Source organism: Pararhizobium sp. IMCC3301 (assembly GCF_030758315.1).
Taxonomy (GTDB): Bacteria; Pseudomonadota; Alphaproteobacteria; order Rhizobiales.
Genome location: NZ_CP132336.1, coordinates 2,962,456 through 2,979,573, shown reverse-complemented (window position 1 = coordinate 2,979,573; position 17,118 = coordinate 2,962,456). Strand labels below are relative to the sequence as shown.

The 17,118-nt window shown below is 56.6% G+C and carries 15 protein-coding genes and 1 other RNA gene; 8 read left to right on the top strand and 8 right to left on the bottom strand.

The features are described from left to right. Positions 1-2: 2 nt before the first annotated feature. From RAL88_RS14420 to argB, 6 genes are all read right to left on the bottom strand, one after another. Positions 3-1,829 carry a DNA polymerase III subunit gamma/tau gene (locus tag RAL88_RS14420; RefSeq protein ID WP_306264465.1) on the bottom strand — a complete coding sequence of 609 codons (1,827 nt, stop codon included), beginning with the start codon at positions 1,827-1,829 and terminating at the stop codon, positions 3-5. 72 nt (positions 1,830-1,901) lie between these two features. After that, an RNA gene (ffs, locus tag RAL88_RS14415) (signal recognition particle sRNA small type) lies at positions 1,902-2,001 on the bottom strand. A 53-nt stretch (positions 2,002-2,054) separates the two neighbouring features. After that, positions 2,055-2,480 (bottom strand): DUF2852 domain-containing protein, encoded by a 426-nt coding sequence (locus tag RAL88_RS14410; protein WP_306264463.1) that lies wholly within the window; start codon positions 2,478-2,480, stop codon positions 2,055-2,057. A 242-nt stretch (positions 2,481-2,722) separates the two neighbouring features. After that, positions 2,723-4,618 (bottom strand): HWE histidine kinase domain-containing protein, encoded by a 1,896-nt coding sequence (locus RAL88_RS14405; protein WP_306264462.1) that lies wholly within the window; start codon positions 4,616-4,618, stop codon positions 2,723-2,725. A 54-nt stretch (positions 4,619-4,672) separates the two neighbouring features. After that, positions 4,673-5,401, bottom strand: a complete 729-nt coding sequence (locus tag RAL88_RS14400) for a pyrimidine 5'-nucleotidase (protein WP_306264460.1) — start codon at positions 5,399-5,401, stop codon at positions 4,673-4,675. 97 nt (positions 5,402-5,498) lie between these two features. Continuing rightward, complete coding sequence (argB, locus tag RAL88_RS14395; RefSeq protein WP_306264458.1) at positions 5,499-6,404, bottom strand: acetylglutamate kinase; 906 nt, start codon at positions 6,402-6,404, stop codon at positions 5,499-5,501. A 224-nt stretch (positions 6,405-6,628) separates the two neighbouring features. On the opposite strand from argB, the gene RAL88_RS14390 reads away from it, so the two are divergent. The 5 genes from RAL88_RS14390 to RAL88_RS14370 all read left to right on the top strand — a co-directional run bounded on the left by RAL88_RS14390 (position 6,629) and on the right by RAL88_RS14370 (position 10,575). Continuing rightward, positions 6,629-6,910 carry a hypothetical protein gene (locus RAL88_RS14390; RefSeq protein WP_306264456.1) on the top strand — a complete coding sequence of 94 codons (282 nt, stop codon included), beginning with the start codon at positions 6,629-6,631 and terminating at the stop codon, positions 6,908-6,910. After that, positions 6,910-7,881: an adenosine deaminase gene (locus RAL88_RS14385; RefSeq protein ID WP_306264454.1), complete on the top strand. Its 972-nt coding sequence runs from the start codon at positions 6,910-6,912 to the stop codon at positions 7,879-7,881. The genes RAL88_RS14390 and RAL88_RS14385 overlap by 1 nt, the downstream gene beginning before the upstream one ends. Positions 7,882-8,019: 138 nt before the next feature. After that, entirely contained in the window at positions 8,020-8,652 is a 633-nt protein-coding gene (gene upp / locus RAL88_RS14380) for a uracil phosphoribosyltransferase (RefSeq protein ID WP_306269705.1), read from the top strand. 6 nt (positions 8,653-8,658) lie between these two features. Then, the gene (locus tag RAL88_RS14375; RefSeq protein WP_306264452.1) at positions 8,659-9,417 is read left to right on the top strand and encodes an SDR family NAD(P)-dependent oxidoreductase; all 759 of its coding nucleotides are present in this window, start codon (positions 8,659-8,661) and stop codon (positions 9,415-9,417) included. Between the two features lie 144 nt (positions 9,418-9,561). Further along, the gene (locus tag RAL88_RS14370) at positions 9,562-10,575 is read left to right on the top strand and encodes an aldose epimerase family protein (protein ID WP_306264450.1); all 1,014 of its coding nucleotides are present in this window, start codon (positions 9,562-9,564) and stop codon (positions 10,573-10,575) included. A 32-nt stretch (positions 10,576-10,607) separates the two neighbouring features. Here the strand turns inward: RAL88_RS14370 and RAL88_RS14365 are convergent, their stop codons facing one another. Together RAL88_RS14365 and RAL88_RS14360 are read right to left on the bottom strand one after the other, a co-directional pair. Next, the gene (locus RAL88_RS14365; protein ID WP_306264448.1) at positions 10,608-12,956 is read right to left on the bottom strand and encodes a non-lysosomal glucosylceramidase; all 2,349 of its coding nucleotides are present in this window, start codon (positions 12,954-12,956) and stop codon (positions 10,608-10,610) included. Next, a complete protein-coding gene (locus RAL88_RS14360; protein WP_306264446.1) occupies positions 12,953-13,864 on the bottom strand; it encodes a DMT family transporter in 912 nt (303 codons plus the stop codon). The genes RAL88_RS14365 and RAL88_RS14360 overlap by 4 nt, the downstream gene beginning before the upstream one ends. A gap of 140 nt (positions 13,865-14,004) precedes the next feature. On the opposite strand from RAL88_RS14360, the gene RAL88_RS14355 reads away from it, so the two are divergent. The 3 genes from RAL88_RS14355 (at position 14,005) to dctP (ending at position 17,066) form a co-directional block, all read left to right on the top strand. After that, positions 14,005-14,556 (top strand): TRAP transporter small permease, encoded by a 552-nt coding sequence (locus tag RAL88_RS14355; RefSeq protein ID WP_306264444.1) that lies wholly within the window; start codon positions 14,005-14,007, stop codon positions 14,554-14,556. A 5-nt stretch (positions 14,557-14,561) separates the two neighbouring features. After that, positions 14,562-15,899, top strand: a complete 1,338-nt coding sequence (locus RAL88_RS14350) for a TRAP transporter large permease (RefSeq protein ID WP_306264442.1) — start codon at positions 14,562-14,564, stop codon at positions 15,897-15,899. A 78-nt stretch (positions 15,900-15,977) separates the two neighbouring features. Then, positions 15,978-17,066: a TRAP transporter substrate-binding protein DctP gene (gene dctP / locus RAL88_RS14345; protein ID WP_306264440.1), complete on the top strand. Its 1,089-nt coding sequence runs from the start codon at positions 15,978-15,980 to the stop codon at positions 17,064-17,066. The last annotated feature ends 52 nt before the right edge of the window (positions 17,067-17,118 follow it).

Here is a 17,118-nt window from a genome sequence, read left to right as displayed (position 1 = left end):
ATCTAGTCCTGTTCGTTGCTATCTTTGTGATTGATATCGCGGTCTATGACCTCGACAATGCGTGCGCCGGGAAAGACCTCCAGCGCGGCTGCGACCAGCGGATGGCTTCTGACTTCAGCCAGTTTTTTCGCCTGCTCGGCCTCCGCCTGTTGCTGCAGTGTGGCGGCACCTTCCGCCTGCACCACGGAAACCATCCAGCGGCGGCCGGTCCACTCGGAGAGTTTCTTGCCAAGATCACCGGTGATGCCTGCAGGGGCTCCCGAAATGATCGCAACCTCAATCCGGCCGATTTCAAAGCGCACCGGGCGCATATAGCGTTCAACGGCAAATTTGAGCGGCAGATCGCGCTTTTCGGAAGCCAGCGCCGCAATGTCAGCCAGAGACTGAGGCTGCGGCAATTCATCCCGGAGCAGTTCAGGTGCCGGTTGTTGCATTGGTTCGGAGCTTGCGCTTGCCGGCTCAGCTTCGTGCCGGGGCGCTGCTGCCACTGCGCGCAAATGCGCCCCACCGGAAGTCGTCACCGGCATGGTGCGCGATGCCTGGAGACTGGCTGCGCCTTTCGAAGCGCCTGGCGAAGCGCCTTGCGAAGCGCCTGAGCCTGCCGCTGCTGCTGCACCTTGGCCGGATGAAGTACCGGCCTGACCCTTGAGTTGCTTCAGCGCCTCATCAGGGCTCGGCAGATCGGCAGCATAGGCAAGTCTCACCAATACCATATCAGCTGCCGCCAACGGTTTGGGCGCCTGCGCCACTTCCTGCAGGCCGCGCAGCAGAATCTGCCAGGTGGAGGACAGCACACGCATGGACAAACGGGCGGATAATTCAGCGCCGCGCTCCTTCTCGCGCGGCGACAATGCGCCCTGATCGGCGACATCGGGTGCCGCCTTGAGCCGGGTCAGAAGATGACAGAACTCGGCCATGTCCGACAGCACCGCCATTGGATCGGCACCGGAATTATACTGCTCGTTGAATTCGGCCAGCGCTTCGGCAATTTTCCCTGACATCACCAGTTCAAACAGATCGATGATGCGGGCACGGTCGGCAAGGCCGAGCATGTCGCGCAGATCCTCTTCACCGATCTCACCGCTGCCCTTCACTGCGCCATGGGCGATGGCTTGATCCATCAGCGACAGGGCATCGCGGGCCGACCCTTCGCTGGCGCGGGCCAGCAGCCGCAAAGCATCCTCGGCGATCGATACATCTTCCTGTCCGGCAATATTTTTCAGATAGGAAATCATCGTGTCCGCATCGATGCGGCGCAGATCAAAGCGCTGGCACCGTGACAGAACGGTCACCGGCACCTTGCGAATTTCGGTTGTGGCGAAGATGAATTTGACGTGAGCGGGCGGCTCTTCCAGTGTCTTCAACAGACCGTTGAAGGCCGCCGTCGACAGCATGTGAACCTCATCGATGATATAGACCTTGTAGCGGGCGCTGGCCGGCTTATAGCGCGACGCCTCGATGATTTCGCGAATATCATTGATGGAAGTGTGCGAGGCCGCATCCATCTCGATCACATCGACATGGCGGCTTTCAATAATCGGCGTACAGTGGACGCCAAGCTCGGGCATGTCGATGGTCGGTGCATGAATCGCATCTCTGCCCTCTGCGGCGGGAACCTCATAATTCAGCGCCCGCGCCAGAATACGGGCGGTGGTAGTTTTGCCGACACCGCGAACCCCGGTCAGCATATAGGCCTGGGCAATGCGCCCGAGTTTGAAAGCGTTGGTCAGGGTCTGGACCATCGGGGCCTGACCGATCAGGTCCTCGAAGGTGGCAGGGCGGTATTTTCTGGCAAGGACGCGATAGGCTGTGTTTTCCTGATCGCTCATGTCGGGTTGCCAATAATCCGCTTTTTAAATTCCGCCGAATCTCCGGGCGGATCTCCGGGCGATGGGCTGAAAAGTGGGAGGCTGAACGAAGACCCGAACCGGAATCTCGTTAGGGCTGCTTCCTTCCGGATCTGACCCGGTTGGCGAGTGGTCCGTCCTACGCCAACCTCCCATCTTTCATATCGTCTGAAATGCTGCAGATTGCAAGGTGCCGTTTACAGCAATTTATTCAGAAGCTTCCCGGCCCGACATGAACTTGTCGAACTCTTTCTGGTCCTTGGCGCGGCGCAGATTATGGATGAACTCGTCGAATTCGGAGCGCATTTCATCAATCTTGCGGCGTTCTTCTTCAAGCCGGGCCAGTTCAGCAGTGCGATATTCGTCAAAGGCAACATTGCCAGTGGAAAAGGCCCGGTAATGCGGACGCCGGCCGCGGTTGAATTTATCGCCGAATTTGTCCATGCGGTCACGAATATTTGCAAGATTCCCAGTCATTCTGTCACCCCATACGATGTATGCCAGCATGGCAAGGCCCACAGGCCAGAACAGGACAAAGCCCAAAATCATGCCGATTGTGTTGAACGGAGTCCAGCGGCGGCTTCGGCACCCCGATGAACCATTTCTCTGGTCTGCTGTTGTTGTATGTATCATCTTCATCCTCTCGTCGTGTTGATGAGTTTCAGGTGGGGAGTTTTACCCCCCATTCAAGATGATTTGATCCGATTTTTCAGCTTTTTAGGAAAAATCCGGGTCCATTTTTGTATTGCAAGATATTGTATTCACTATCTTATTTTTGCGTTTTCAAAAAAATGATGTTTTTGACCGATTTTCAACCCGAAAAAGGGCGTGGCCACAATTCAGCATGTAAAAAGTGGTTCAACAGTGGTTGCCGCCTATCGATCCAGGCGGCCGGAGAGCTCAAATCTGATGCCGTTTTCCTGGAAAATCAGCTCTGATCTACCGGAGAAATATGCACCTGCAGCTCTCTGAAGAATGGTCGATCCAAAACCCTGACTGTCAGGTTTGTCCACGGGTGGGCCGTGTTGCTCGACCCAGGAAAACTCAAATAATCCATCTATGCTTTCCCAATTAATCAGGATTTGACCATCTTCGTTGGACAATGCGCCATATTTGGCAGCATTTGTCGCCAACTCATGAAGTGCAAGCGACAGCCCGAGCACTTGCTGGGAATTGAGCGCAATGGAGGTGCCCGTCACAATAATTCGACCGGGCTGTGGAAGATGGGGGGCAAGCGTTGCCTCTACCACTGACAGAATGTCGGCTTCTTTTTCTCTCGCGCGAGTCAGAACATCCTGAGCGCCTCCGAGCGCTTGAAATCTTGCGATAATCGCTTCACGCTCCGCCTTCAACCCAGGAATTTTACGCAGGCTTTGCTTCACGATGATCTGTCCGATCGTCAAAACATTCTTGATGCGATGAGCCAGTTCTTCTGAGAGCATATTGCGCTCTGATTCGTGCCTGACCCGATCCATGGCCGCGAATGTTCGGTCGAACATGGCACCCAGAAACGTAATCTCTGCTTCTGTCCAGTCTCGCGGTTTGGCGTCATGCACGAACAGGACCGCCTTCAATTTTCCGTTTTCCATCAGTGGCAGGTTGATCAGTGCACAAATTCCAAGACCCTCCACGCCCGATGGGTCGTCAACGCGGGGATCCGACCTTACATTGCCAATAATCACTTTCTTACCATCGTGCAAAACAGACCCAGTGCCGCCCAAATCACTGTATTTCCCTCCAGCAAGACTTGCACTGCCCTGCTCGCTCCAGTCGGCCTTGATCTCGATAGTATCACTGTCATCTGCAAAGACACCGTGACCCGCACGCGTCGCGTAAAGGGTCTTGCCGATAACACGCGATGCCAGTTGGGCGATTTCGACGGCGTCGTTCAAATTGCGAACCTCGTCAGCGAATTCCAAACGTGCTTCCTGCATTCTCAGATGCTCTTGCTGGTCCGAAATATCGACAACGATTCCGGTCAGGTGTTTCCGTTGGCCATCCTCATCATGTTGCAGCGTGCCTTGCGAGTGCAGCCATGTGGGCCGCGGGCCGTGTGCCACCACTCGATAAGTCACGTCCAGGTCAATGCTATCCCTGGCCGTCGCATCAAACGCCTGTTTCGCATCGGCTTGATCTTCCGGCAAGATTCCGTCGATAAAAGCCTGAACAGGCGTGCCATGTGCAGCGCTTTCCACCTTAATCGAATGCAGCAGGGCGCAAGTTTGATCCGAGACGATGAGGTTGCTTTCCAGATCATAATCGAAGACTCCGACCGTTCCGGAGCGACGCATCGCAAGGCTGGCTCTGTCCTGCAGGCGCGTTATCCGAAGGTTCGCCTCTCTTTCGGCGGTACGATCCCTGAAGATTTTTACAAATCCGTCAATCACGTCCGGGTTCTGGATTGCGTTGCCGTCGGCGTCCGTCTCCTTCAGCAGCGGCATCATGAGACCGCTTCCCCAAAACCGCACGCCATCCTTGCGGACGTGCCAGCGAACATCCTCCGCCCTGCCCTTCTCGATCGCAAGACGCATCTCGGTCTCAGGCCTATTCTGGTCGGTATCTGCATCAGTAAAAAAGATATCAGCGGACATCCCGATGGCCTCATCTTCGTTCCAGCCAAGGATGCGCTCAGCGCCCTCATTCCAGCTCGTGATGACTCCTTTGGCGTCCAATGTCACAACAGCATGATCGACAATTGATCTCAGGATCAGTTTGTTCAGCGATGCAATTTGAGCGCTGTTGTATTCCGCATATGATTTATCAACTGCCATGAGTTTTTCCATACAGTGTGTTAACAATCATGCGTCGTGCATCGAGACTCTCCATCAGCGAATGACGGCGAGAATTTCCTGGAGAAATTCGGTCAGATCATCAGTGACAAAATCTACCGGATCGCCGTCCTGTTTTTCAAACTCCCACTCCTCGTGGAACATTTCGCGGGTGCCGCGCGGGACCAGCAGCGTTGTCACCATGCCCTCGTTTTTGGGAACGCGCAGATTTTTCGGCAAATCTTCGAACATTGCAGCCCGCGAGGGATCAACGCCCATCATATTGAAGAATTTCTCATAGGGCACCGGGCTGGGTTTGGGTTCCAGATCGGCGGCAACAATATCGAAAATGTCTTCAAAATGTTCTGAAATGCCAAGCCGGTCGGCAACCGCTTCGGCATGTTTACGCGAGCCATTGGTGTAAATCAGTTTGCGGCCCGGCAGCGCCTTGATGGCCTGGCCGAGTTCGGGATTGGGCTCGATCGGTGTATGGTCGATATCATGGACGAATTCGAGAAATTCGTCGGTGTCGATCTCCTGTTCCAGCATCAGGCCGCGCAAGGTGGTGCCGTGGCGGTGATAGAAATCCTTCTGGATCACCCGCGCCTCATCAAGCCCCAGATTCATCAGACGTGCCACATAGGTGGTCATGCGCTTGTCAATCTGAGCGAACAGGTTGGAGTGCTGCGGATACAGAGTATTGTCGAGATCAAATACCCATTCACTCACATGGTCAAAGGCTGTCAGGTCTTCCGCATCGTGCGGTTCGATTTTTTCAACGGTCATTGTGTCTCAATTTGTTAGGGATTTGTTAAGGATTTGTTAGGGCCTGGGCTGAAGCGGAAGCTTGTACCGGCTTCCAATTGAATTCAGGCTTTTTGAATCAGCCAGGCACGATAAGCGTACCGGCGCCGTGTTCGGTAAAAAGTTCCAGCAGGACTGCGTGTTTGGTCTTGCCATTCAGAATGACCACACCGGACACGCCCTGTTTCAGCGCATCAATGCAGGTTTCGACTTTCGGGATCATGCCCCCGGAAATCGTGCCATTGGCAATCAGCGCGTTGGCTTCAGACACGGTCAGTTGCTTGATAAGTTTCCCGTTGGTGTCCAGAACGCCCGGTACATCGGTGAGAAACAGCAGACGGCGGGCGGACAGCGCTCCGGCAATCGCGCCTGCACAGGTATCGGCGTTTACATTATAGGTTTCGCCATTTTCGCCAGGCGCAACCGGGGCAATCACCGGAATCAGCTTGCTCTGCGCCAGCATCTGCAACACCGTAACGTCGATCCGCACCGGTTCACCGACAAATCCAAGATCGACCAACCGCTCGATATTGCTGTCCGGGTCCATCATGGTGCGCGTCAGTTTGCGGGCGGTCAGCAGATTGCCATCCTTGCCACAAAGGCCGATGGCGCGGCCGCCTTCACCGTTGATCGAGGCGACAATATCCTTGTTGATCGAACCGGCCAGAACCATTTCCACCACTTCAACCGTGGCCTCGTCGGTGACCCGCAGGCCATCTTCGAACTTGCTTTCAATTCCTAGGCGCTGAAGCATCTGGCCGATTTGCGGACCGCCGCCATGGACCACCACCGGCAGCACACCGGCCTGATGCAACAGCGTGATGTCGCGGGCAAACGCACGCGACAAATCACTGTCGCCCATGGCGTGGCCGCCATATTTAACGACAACAGTCTGGCCATCATAGCGTTGCATATAGGGCAGTGCCATGGAGAGCAGATGCGCCTGGGAGATGGGAGAGGAAAGAAGTATTTCGCTGTCGGTCATGGATCGGGATCGGGGCCTGGGTAGGAGGTTGGGGCTCAGAGTGGAACAGCAGAGACTGTCTGCACAGCTATAAGAGCTTTTGCGGTTTCGTGCCAGAGGACTTTATGGCAGGCAGGCTGCGCTGATATTTCACCCGCTAATGGGGAAAACAGTTTGGCGTCAGAAGCGTTCCATGAATACTCTGCGAAAACAATGGTCGTTCCCACCAGCCGGAGTTGCAAGCCATGCCAGCCGATCTGCCCGTCGCCAGACGTTTTGCAAGTACAGAAGATGGCAGGCCGAGCGCGGATATGCTGTCGTTTTATCAGGAAAACGGTTTTCTGATACTGCAGAATTTTGCCAATGACGCCGCCTGCGATGATCTGACCATGGCGCAGCTTGAAGCCGGAGCACCGCAGGGGCCGCGCGAGGCCTATGCGCTGTACGTGGTTGACCGAACCGCAAGCCGGGCGGACGACAACTGGCTGAAACGCGCTGCCAACATGCCTGCGCGCGGATTTGCATGATGGTGCTGAAAGCGGAGCTGCACTGCCATATTGAGGGCGCGGCGTCGCCTGCACTTGTGCGCCGCAAGGCGCGGCAGAACGGGCGCTCGACAGACGGGCTCATCGACGCCGATGGCAATTACATCTGGCATGATTTCAGCAGTTTTCTCAATGCCTATGACCGGGCGGCAGCGATGTTTGTCAGTGAGCAGGATTATTGCGATCTGGCCTATGACTATTTTTCCGGCGCCGCGGCGCTCGGCATGATCTATGGCGAGGTCTTCATCTCCGCCGATCATGCCGAAAAGGCCGGGCTGAGCTATGGCGCCTATGTCGATGCGCTTGGCGAGGGTATCCAGCGTGCCCGCAGTGAAACCGGTGTCGAGGGGCGGATGATCGCCACCTGCGTGCGGCATTTCGGGCCGCAACGGGCCGAACCGGTTGCCCGGCTGCTGCACAGTCATCCACATCCTCTGGTGACCGGGTTCGGCATGGCGGGCGATGAGCGCATGCACCACCCATCAGATTTTGTGACCGCATTTCGCACTGCCGAAGATGCCGGCCTGCAGATCACTGCCCATGCCGGTGAATTCGGCGGCCCGGACAGCATTCGCGCTGTGCTTGATGAACTGGGTGTCAAGCGGATCGGCCATGGCGTGCGCGCAATCGAGGATGAAGCCCTGTTGGCGCGGCTGCGCGAGGAGGACATTGTGCTTGAGTTGTGTCCCGGCTCCAATGTGGCGCTCGGGCTGTATGACAATTGGCAGGTGCATCCGTTTCCGATGCTGAAAAATGCCGGACTGCGCCTGACGCTCAATTCAGATGATCCGCCATTCTTTCAAACCACTATCGGCCATGAATATGACCAGGCCGCCGCTGCGTTCGGCCTGTCCGGCGTTGATCAGCTGGCAATTACACATCAGGCGATCGAAGCCGCCTTTGTCGATGATGCGACCCGGCAGCGGCTTTTGCAGCGTCTGTTTGCCGATTAGCGGTGTAAAACCGCGTTGATTCCAGCCACTGCGGCGAATTCGGCTGCAGCAAGGCTTTTGTGGGAAGCTGCGCGCTGCTAAGAAAATACAGGAAATGCGCACTCAGGACAGTTTCACATGGTCACCGACGCCAATAATATGCCAGCTCCGTTTACGATCATCGATCATCCGTTGATTCAGCACAAGCTGACGATCATGCGTGACAAGCAGACCTCAACCGCCAGCTTCCGGCGTCTGCTGCGTGAAATCTCGCTTCTGCTGTGCTATGAAGTGACGCGCGATCTGACGCTGACGACAAAGCGGATAGAAACCCCGATGCAGAAGATGGACGCGCCAACTCTTGAAGGCAAGAAGCTGGTATTTGCCTCCATCCTGCGCGCCGGGAACGGCCTGCTGGAAGGTATGCTGGATCTGGTTCCGGCGGCGCGTGTCGCCCATATCGGGCTTTACCGCGATCACGATACGCTGGAGCCTGTCGAGTATTATTTCAAGGCACCGGAAAAACTGGAAGACCGGCTTGTGATCGTCGTCGACCCGATGCTGGCAACATCCAATTCGGCGACCGCTGCAATTGAAAAACTGAAAGAGCGTGGGGCAAAGCAGATCCGCTTTCTGTGTCTTCTGGCCGCTCCGGAAGGCGTCAAGAAATTTCGCGCGAGCCAGCCCGATGTGCCGATTTATACAGCGGCTCTTGACGAATGCCTGAACGAGAAGGGCTATATCATGCCCGGACTTGGCGACGCGGGCGACCGCATGTATGGGACCAAATAGCAGATGATGTCAGCACGTTTTCCAGACCTTGAAGGCAAGGTCGTTCTGATAACCGGTGGTGGCAGCGGCATTGGTGCGCATCTGGTGCGTGGCTTCGCCGAACAGGGCGCAGCCGTGGCATTCTTCGATATTGCCGATGAACCGAGCCGCGCGCTGGAACAGGAGCTGAAGCAGGCCGGTCATCAAGTCGCGTATCAGCACTGTGATCTGACCGATATTCCGGCAGTTCAGGCCGCCATCGTCCAGGTGCGGGAGACTTTTGGCCCGATTGGCGTTCTCATCAACAATGCTGCGCATGATGAGCGCCATGATTTTCAGGACGTAACGCCGGAGTATTGGGACCAGCGTTTTGCGGTCAATCTGAAACACCAGTTTTTCTGTGCCCAGGCGGTTCACGACGACATGAAGCAACTGGGTGGCGGCTCGATCATCAATATGGGTTCCACGTCCTGGATCATCGGTATGGGAACGATGCCGTGTTACACCACTGCCAAATCCGCAGTGGAGGGACTGACACGGTCTCTAGCGCGGGCGCTCGGCCCAGACAATATCCGCGTCAACACCGTCCTGCCGGGCTGGATCATCACCAAACGACAGGAAGAATTGTGGCTCGACGCAGCTGGCGAGAAAAAGATTTTGGACAACCAGTGTCTGCAGCGCCAACTGAAGCCGGATGATCTGCTTGGTCCGATCCTGTTTCTGGCGTCCGACGCTGCAGCGGCCTGTACCAATCAGAGATTCATCGTCGATGGCGGTTGGGTCTGATTGAGCGGCAAAGCGGATGCAGATCACGAACAGGGCCGCTTCTGCGCCACTACAGCGGGAAGACTGACCCGTTTCCTCGCGTGAGTATCTGCGCTAACACGGAAGACAGACAGTCAGGCATTGATTCGATTGAAGGTTGGGTTCATGAATTTCAAGCGACCATTCGGCAAGTTGGAAGATCGCACCGAGATCAACGAAGTGGAAATCGGTGCCGGTGCTTTGCGGGCAAAAGTTCTGACCTGGGGCACGGTGTTGCGGGACCTGCGGCTCGACGGATTTGACCACCCGCTGGTGCTCGGTTTCGATCGTCTTGAGGATTACACCCAGCACTCACCCTATTTCGGTGCCACTGTGGGGCGCTATGCCAACCGCATCGGCTATGGCCGGTTTGAACTGGACGGGCGCACACATCAATTGAGCCAGAACACCGAGCCGCACCATCTGCATGGCGGTCATGCAAGTTTTGGCAAACGGCTGTGGACGGTCGGGGCGATTGCGCCGGATTCCATTCGTCTGACCCTGGTGTCGCCAGATGGCGAGGATGGCTATCCGGGCCGGGTGATGGTCAGTTGCACCTACAAGATTGTGCCGCCGGCCTCGCTGCATATCATCTATGAAGCCACCACCAACGCACCGACACTGATGAATTTGGCACATCATTCCTATTTCAATCTCGACGGCTCCCCGGATATTCTGGACCATACGCTGCAGATTGAAGCGGATGCCTATACGCCGGTGTCCCCGGACATGATCCCGAGCGGCGCGGTGCTTCCGGTCAAGAACACGTTGTTTGATTTCCGCGAAGCGCGCCCTGTGCGCACTTTGCATGACGGACGGCGGATTGCGTTTGACACCAATTACGTGCTGGCGCTGGCGTCGCGACCCAACCCGGTTTCGGCGGCGCGGCTGAGCAGCCCCAGAAACGGCCTGTCGATGGATGTGCTGACCACCGAACCCGGGCTTCAGTTTTATGATGGCTACAAGGTCAACGTACCGGTGCCGGGTCTGGATGGCCGCACTTACGGCGTCAGCGCCGGACTTTGCCTGGAGCCGCAGCGCTGGCCGGACAGCCCCAATCACCGCCACTTTACCGACGCCACTTTGCGGCCCGGCGAGAACTATTTCCAGGAAACGATCTACCGCTTCAACATGTCCTGACGTTCGCCTGTTACTGGCCTGTTACTGGCCTTTTACTGGCAACCCGGTTTCCACGGTGCGCCATACCAGACCGCCAGCGGACGCATATTCATGCTGGCACGAAATTTCAGCCCGTTATCCATATCCGACACATCATAGGCCGCCGGGGTGCGGGCAAACATGCCGCGCTGATAAAGATTGCGATACAGCGACTTGCGGATTTCACCGGCCTGCCTTGTCAGGCCCCAGGCCTCCAGCTGCGCGGCAAAGCTGAAATTAAATCCGACAATGGATTCTGATGTCTGGAAGGCGATATGACTGTCATCGCGCACCGCCTGCACGGCGGTTGGCGACATGTTGGCAAGGGTGATGACACCTTCGCCCTGCCCGGCCTTTTGAAAGTTTTCACGATACAGGGTTTTCAGCGCCAGAATGGCGTGTTCATCGGCAACCACCTCACCAAACCCATAGCGCCGCGCCAGAAATGCGCCGAATAATTGCTCAGTCAGCAGACAATCCGAAAACGGTCCGTCCCGGTCCAGCCGATAATAAGTTCCGGTCCACAAATGGGTCTGAAACGCCTCACGGGCGGCCAGCGCCTGCTCGCGGTAAGCTCTGGCAGCAGCGGTGTCGCCAAGTTCTCTGGCTGCCTTGGCCATGGCGAACAGCGCCGCAATCCACAATCCGCCGCAATAGGCGCCCGGTCCCTTCATCGGGATATTGTCGAAGGTCTGATCGGGAAAGCCGTCATTTTCAATCAGGCCGTCGCCGTCACGGTCAAATGTGTTGAGATGGGCGCAGGCCATGCGAGCGACTTCCCATTGCCGTTCAAGCCAGTCCTTGCCAAAAAACCCCGCATCGCGGACGAGGCCGATCAGGAACTGGGCATTAAGATCTTTCCACTGTGTGGAATCCTGCCAGGCATAGCCATTATTAACAAACCAGGGGTCCTCATCGGGAGCGCCCTGATCATGCGGCAGAGCGCCGGCCCGTTTCAGCGGAAAACAGTTGCCGGATCGCATATGGCGGCGCAGCCGGCTGTCATGCTGCGGCACACTGCGAACATAATCCTGCATCACCAGACGCGCTGCCTCGGGCCAGAATCGAAGCACGGGTTCTGAAGCGTAAATCCACAAATCCAGGGTGTTGTAATAAGGATAATCCGGGCATTCGATGAGGCCGAAATGACCTTCATCCGGGACGGCCTCCGCCTCCGTTGCGGCGGTGAAGGCTGTCTGGCCGTCAACCAGAAAATACAATTCATTCAGCATCATGCCACTAAAAGCCGGATCGTCTCCCAGTTCTGCCAGCACGGTTGTGTGCCAGTCATCAATCCGGCGCGACCAGCCCTGGCCATGAGACAGTGCATGTTCGCTCAAGGCCAGCGCGCTGCTGCCTTTGGTGCCCCAGACTTCCGTGTATTTTCTGGCGTGGCGGCGTCCGGCACCGAACCGGATGACGGGCAGGTCCCAGCTGAGTGCAAAGCTGATGGTGCGGCTCTCGCCGGGTGCAAGTTCGCATTTCGCCGCCAGCGCACCCGCCGGGCGGTTGGATTCGGTCTCGAGAAATCCGGCATCGGCGATCCAGTCCTCGGAGTTTTGCACAGTTCCGGTGCGGGAAAAATTCGGCCACCAGTCACGGCCATCGGAATTTGCATCAAAGCTGGCGCGGCCGGTGAGCGTCAGGCCCGGCGCTCTGGCGACTGAAATCGCCATCTGGCCTTCACCCATATCGCATTGCGGGCCGGTTCTCAGCCGGTCGAAGACAATGGCGAGCGCAGTCTCACTGTAATCAAGGCTGTTGAAACAGCCGCCATGACGGCGATAGGGCCGGTCCTTGTCTCGAAACGCACCGATCAGATTGGGAAAGTGGAACATCAGGGCAACGCTGACCGCAACATCGGAAATGTTGGAAAGATGCCAGTTGAACACCGCAACCGGCAATGTGCTGGCTGCCATATCTTCCGGCAGCATGGGTGAAAAACTCTCGCAACTCAGCCGGACCGGACCGGAACAGCCAGCAAAATCGTGCCAGGCTTTTGGAAACAACGCTGAATATACGTTTTCGCCATCGTCCTTTTCCTGGGTATCGCGCCACGATGCTGTGGTAAATGACCCGTCTCCGGGATCGGGTTGTAACAGACAGGCGGCGGGCTTGTGCCCGGCCTGGTGGTGCCACACTGCAAATCCGGCAGCGACATCATGGTGATACAAAACCTGTTGCGGATTGAGGGTCCAGCGGCTGAACCGCCCGGATTTGGAAAAGTTGATGCCTCCGGTGCCCAATCCGCCAAGCGGCAGGCCGACATCGGATGAACCGCCGGTCTGCGCGGCAATTTTGCGCCTCGGTTCCGCAATAGTGGTGTCCATGGCTGTGGTGAAAGCAGCACGGGGTGCGGTCATCGTGATCTCCTGTGCAACAGAGCGTGAATATGCGGAAGCGTGACACCACCGATAATGATCGCCATGCCGATCCAGTCAAGCGGGCGCGGCTTCGCATCGAGAATGACGATGGCCGCCAGCGTGCCAAAGGCCGGGTTCAGCGCCACATAGATTGAGACCCAGGCAACTGGCAGATGGCGCAGCGCGTAATTGAACAGAGCATAGTTCAGGACGGTCATGACCAGCACGAGATAGGCCATCGCGATGCCCTGCAGCGGCAATGTCAGAGGCAGCAGGGTGAGCGTTCCGGTTGCCAGCGAGAGACCAATTATGGCAATCAGCGCGCCGGAGACCTGCAACGTTGCAACCTGAAACCACGGGATTGCGCCCCGGTTCATGCGCCGTCCGACAATCTGGCTGAAGCTTGCACACAGCACCGCCAGCAGCACCAGCGCGTTGCCGGTCAGGTTGCCGGCCCCGACCGCTTCCCGGCTGAGACTGAGAACAATCAGCCCGGCAAAGCCGATCGCCGCACCCAGACCCAGGCTCCAGTGGGCTCTTTCACCCAGCAAGAGAAATCCGAGGGCCGGCACCAGCAGCGGCAACAGGCCCCACATCACCGCCAGCGACACGCCATCGGTCCGGGCACCGCCATAAATCGTAAAAATCATCACCAGACCGGGCGCCATGCCACCCCACAGTAGAATGAAGGCGAAGCGCCGGCTGACTGACCGATGGAACTGTCGGACGAGGCAGATGAGCCACATCACTGCGCTTGCGCCGAGGAATTGCCAGAGCAGAATGGTGGGAGCGGCAAATTCCCGGACCAGAGATTTCTGCACCATAAAGCCGACGGATATAATGATCACCGATACCAGCTGAGCGAGATGCGCCAGCAGAATTGAGCGGTTGGTGACAGATGTCTGCATATCCAATTCCGGTCGATTTTGTCCTGAGTCTTGTAAAAGACATAAGACCTGCTAGGCTTGCGAAAGAAAAGAAATAAATTGACCGAACCCGCAGCTTCGTTTTGCATGTCCGTATGAATTGGGCGATGTAGGGGATCATCATGGCCGCGCTGGCAGGTATCATAACACTGTTAAGCCGTATCAATGACGGTTTGTTCTGGCTTGGCAGACAGCTGTCCTGGATGGCCATTGGGGTGATGGTCCTGATTATTCTCGCCCAGGTATTTGCCCGCTACGTGCTGAATGATGCTCTGCCATGGTCGGAGGAACTGGCCCGGGTGCTGATGCTGTGGCTGACCGGGTTGATGGCACCATCGGCCTATCGCTGGGGTGCATTCGTCTCGATAGACATGGTGCGCGATTTGCTGCCGCGCTGGCCGAGGGCCATCCTGACCCTGAGTCTGTTTGGCATTTCCCTGCTCGTTCTGATTGTCATGGTGCAGTTCGGATTGAAACACATCACCAGCGGCTGGTTGTTTGGCTCCGCAACTCTGAAAATCAAGCTGGCCTGGGTCTATATGGCGCTTCCGGTCGGGTTTGCGCTGATGATATTTGCCTGTGTTGAACTGATCCTGAAAGAATTGCACGAGCTGCTCGACCCAAGTGTGGATTACAAGACAGGCGATCCTTCGCCGGAACTCGTGGCGGAGTAGACCCTATGCTTGTCTGGTTCCTGCCGCTGTTCCTGCTGCTATTGATGATCAGTCTGCCGGTGTTTTTCGGCCTGCTTTTCGCGCCCGGATTCCTGCTCTGGCTGAGCGGCCAGGAGCGCGACCTGGCGCTGCTCTACCGCAACGTCTTCAACGGCATCGATTCGTTTCCGCTGATGGCGATTCCATTCTTCATGCTGGCCGGAGAAATGATGAACCGGGGCGGCATAACGACGCGTCTGGTGGAGTTCAGCCAGTCGATGATGGGTCATTTCCGCGGCGGTCTGGCCCATGTCAATATTCTGTCTTCAATGCTCTTTGCCGGCTTGTCCGGCTCTGCCGTTGCCGACACTTCGGCACTTGGCTCGATGCTCATTCCGGCGATGGAAAAGCAGGGCTACACACGGCGTTTTGCGGCGGCCATCACGGCAGCCTCCTCGGTCATCGGTCCGATCATTCCGCCCTCCGGTATCATGATTATCTATGCCTATGTGATGGGGGAATCCGTGGCCGCGCTGTTTCTTGCAGGCATCGTTCCCGGCATTCTGGTCGGCATCGGCCTGATGGTCGTCACCGGCATGATGGCGCAGCGTTATAATTATCCGGTTGCGCGGGAGCGCGCGACCTGGCGTGAACGCGGCGATGCGCTGGTGAAGGCATTCTTTCCGCTTCTGACACCTGTCATTATTCTGGGCGGCATTCTCGGCGGCATCATGACCCCGACTGAAGCTTCGGCTGTTGCCGCCGCCTATGCCTTCATTGTCGGCATGTTCATTTTGAAAACCATCGGACTCAGGGATCTGCCATCCATTCTGCAAAAATCCGCGCTCACCTCATCTGTTGTCCTGCTTCTGGTCGGCGCGGCAATGGCCTTCAAGACCGTTGTCAGCCTGTCGCGGGCGCCGGAGGCGCTTGCCGATTTTATCCTGACCCTGTCAAGCGATCCGTTGATGCTGCTGTTCCTCATCAACATCCTGCTGTTCATCGTCGGCATGTTTCTTGATGCCGGTCCCGCGATCATCATTCTTGGCCCAATTCTGGGCCCGGTTTTCGTCAGTATGGGCATTGATCCGGTTCATTTCGCCATTATCATGAGCGTCAATCTGACCGTTGGCCTGGCGACGCCGCCCATGGGACTGGTGCTGTTTGTCGCCTCGAGTGTCTCGGGCGAGAAAGTGGAGGCCATTTCGAAGGCAATTCTGCCGTTCCTGGCCGTCGAAGTGGTGGTGATTTTTCTGATCACCTATTTCCCGATAATTTCCATGGGCATGCCATGGCTCACCGGTTTCGTATCACCGGATTCCGATCTGCTCGGACCGGTACTGCGACTGCTTATTGGAGGCTGATACAGAAAAGCAGACGCTTGACACTTGCCTGTCACATCATAGCGAATAGACTGAGATCAATAATCAAGGGAGGACTTCATGAAACTTAAATCCTTACTGTCAACCTTCGCGGCGCTCGCCGTTGGAGCAGCGTTTACGGGCGGCGGAATGATATCCGACGTGCAGGCGGCCTCGCATGTTGAAAAAATCACCCTGCGCGCGACCGCCAATTCAAATGAAAATGACGAGGATTATGACGGCCTTGTCGTGTTCAAGAACTATGTGGAAAACGCTTCAAACGGCGCGATTGCCGTCGATCTGTTCATCGGCACGCAATTATGCTCGAAGGGTGCGGAATGTCTGCAGGGTATTTCTGACGGATCGATCGATATCTATATTTCCACATCAGGCGGTGCTGCCGGCATCTTCCCTTATGTGCAGGTGCTCGATCTGCCTTATCTGCTGCGCGATGACCGCATTGCAGAGGAGGTTCTGCAAGGTGATTTTGTCCGCACCCTGCGGGCGCAGATGCTGGAAGATTCCGGCGGTACAATCCGCCTGATGACGGTCGGCAATACCGGTGGCTGGCGCAACTTTGCCAATACCAAGCGTCCGATCAAGACGCCTGCAGACATGAAGGGCCTGAAAATCCGTACCGTGGTGGCTGATCTGCCGCAGGAACTGGTCAAAGCACTGGGTGCCAGCCCGACACCGATTCCCTGGCCGGAACTGTTCACTTCGTTCCAGACCGGCGTGGTGGAAGGCTCCAAGAACGGTATTACTGACATTATGGGGATGAAATTCCCCGATGCCGGACTGCAATATGTAACGCTTGACGGCCATGCTTACATGGGCGCCCTGTGGTACATGAATAATGACCGGTTCATGAGTTTTGATGAAAATCTGCGCCGCGTCATTGTTGACGGGTTTGCGGCCTTGCAACAGGCCACATTTGCCTCGCCAAAACGCAAATCCATCGAGGCCTATGAGGAATTTGTCGCCGGTGGCGGCAATCTGTATGTGCCAACGCCGGAAGAAAAGGCCATGTTCCGCGACGCGGCAGCACCGGTATTTGACTGGTTCAAGGCCAATATCCGCGAAGGCGAAACCATCTATCAGGCCCTGGTCGACGCGGCAGCAGAGGCCGAAGCCAAAATTGACGGTGCCGCGATGATGGATACCAAATAGGCTATCCGGCATTAATACGGACCCAGGTGTCCGAACCAGATCAGGCCGTTTT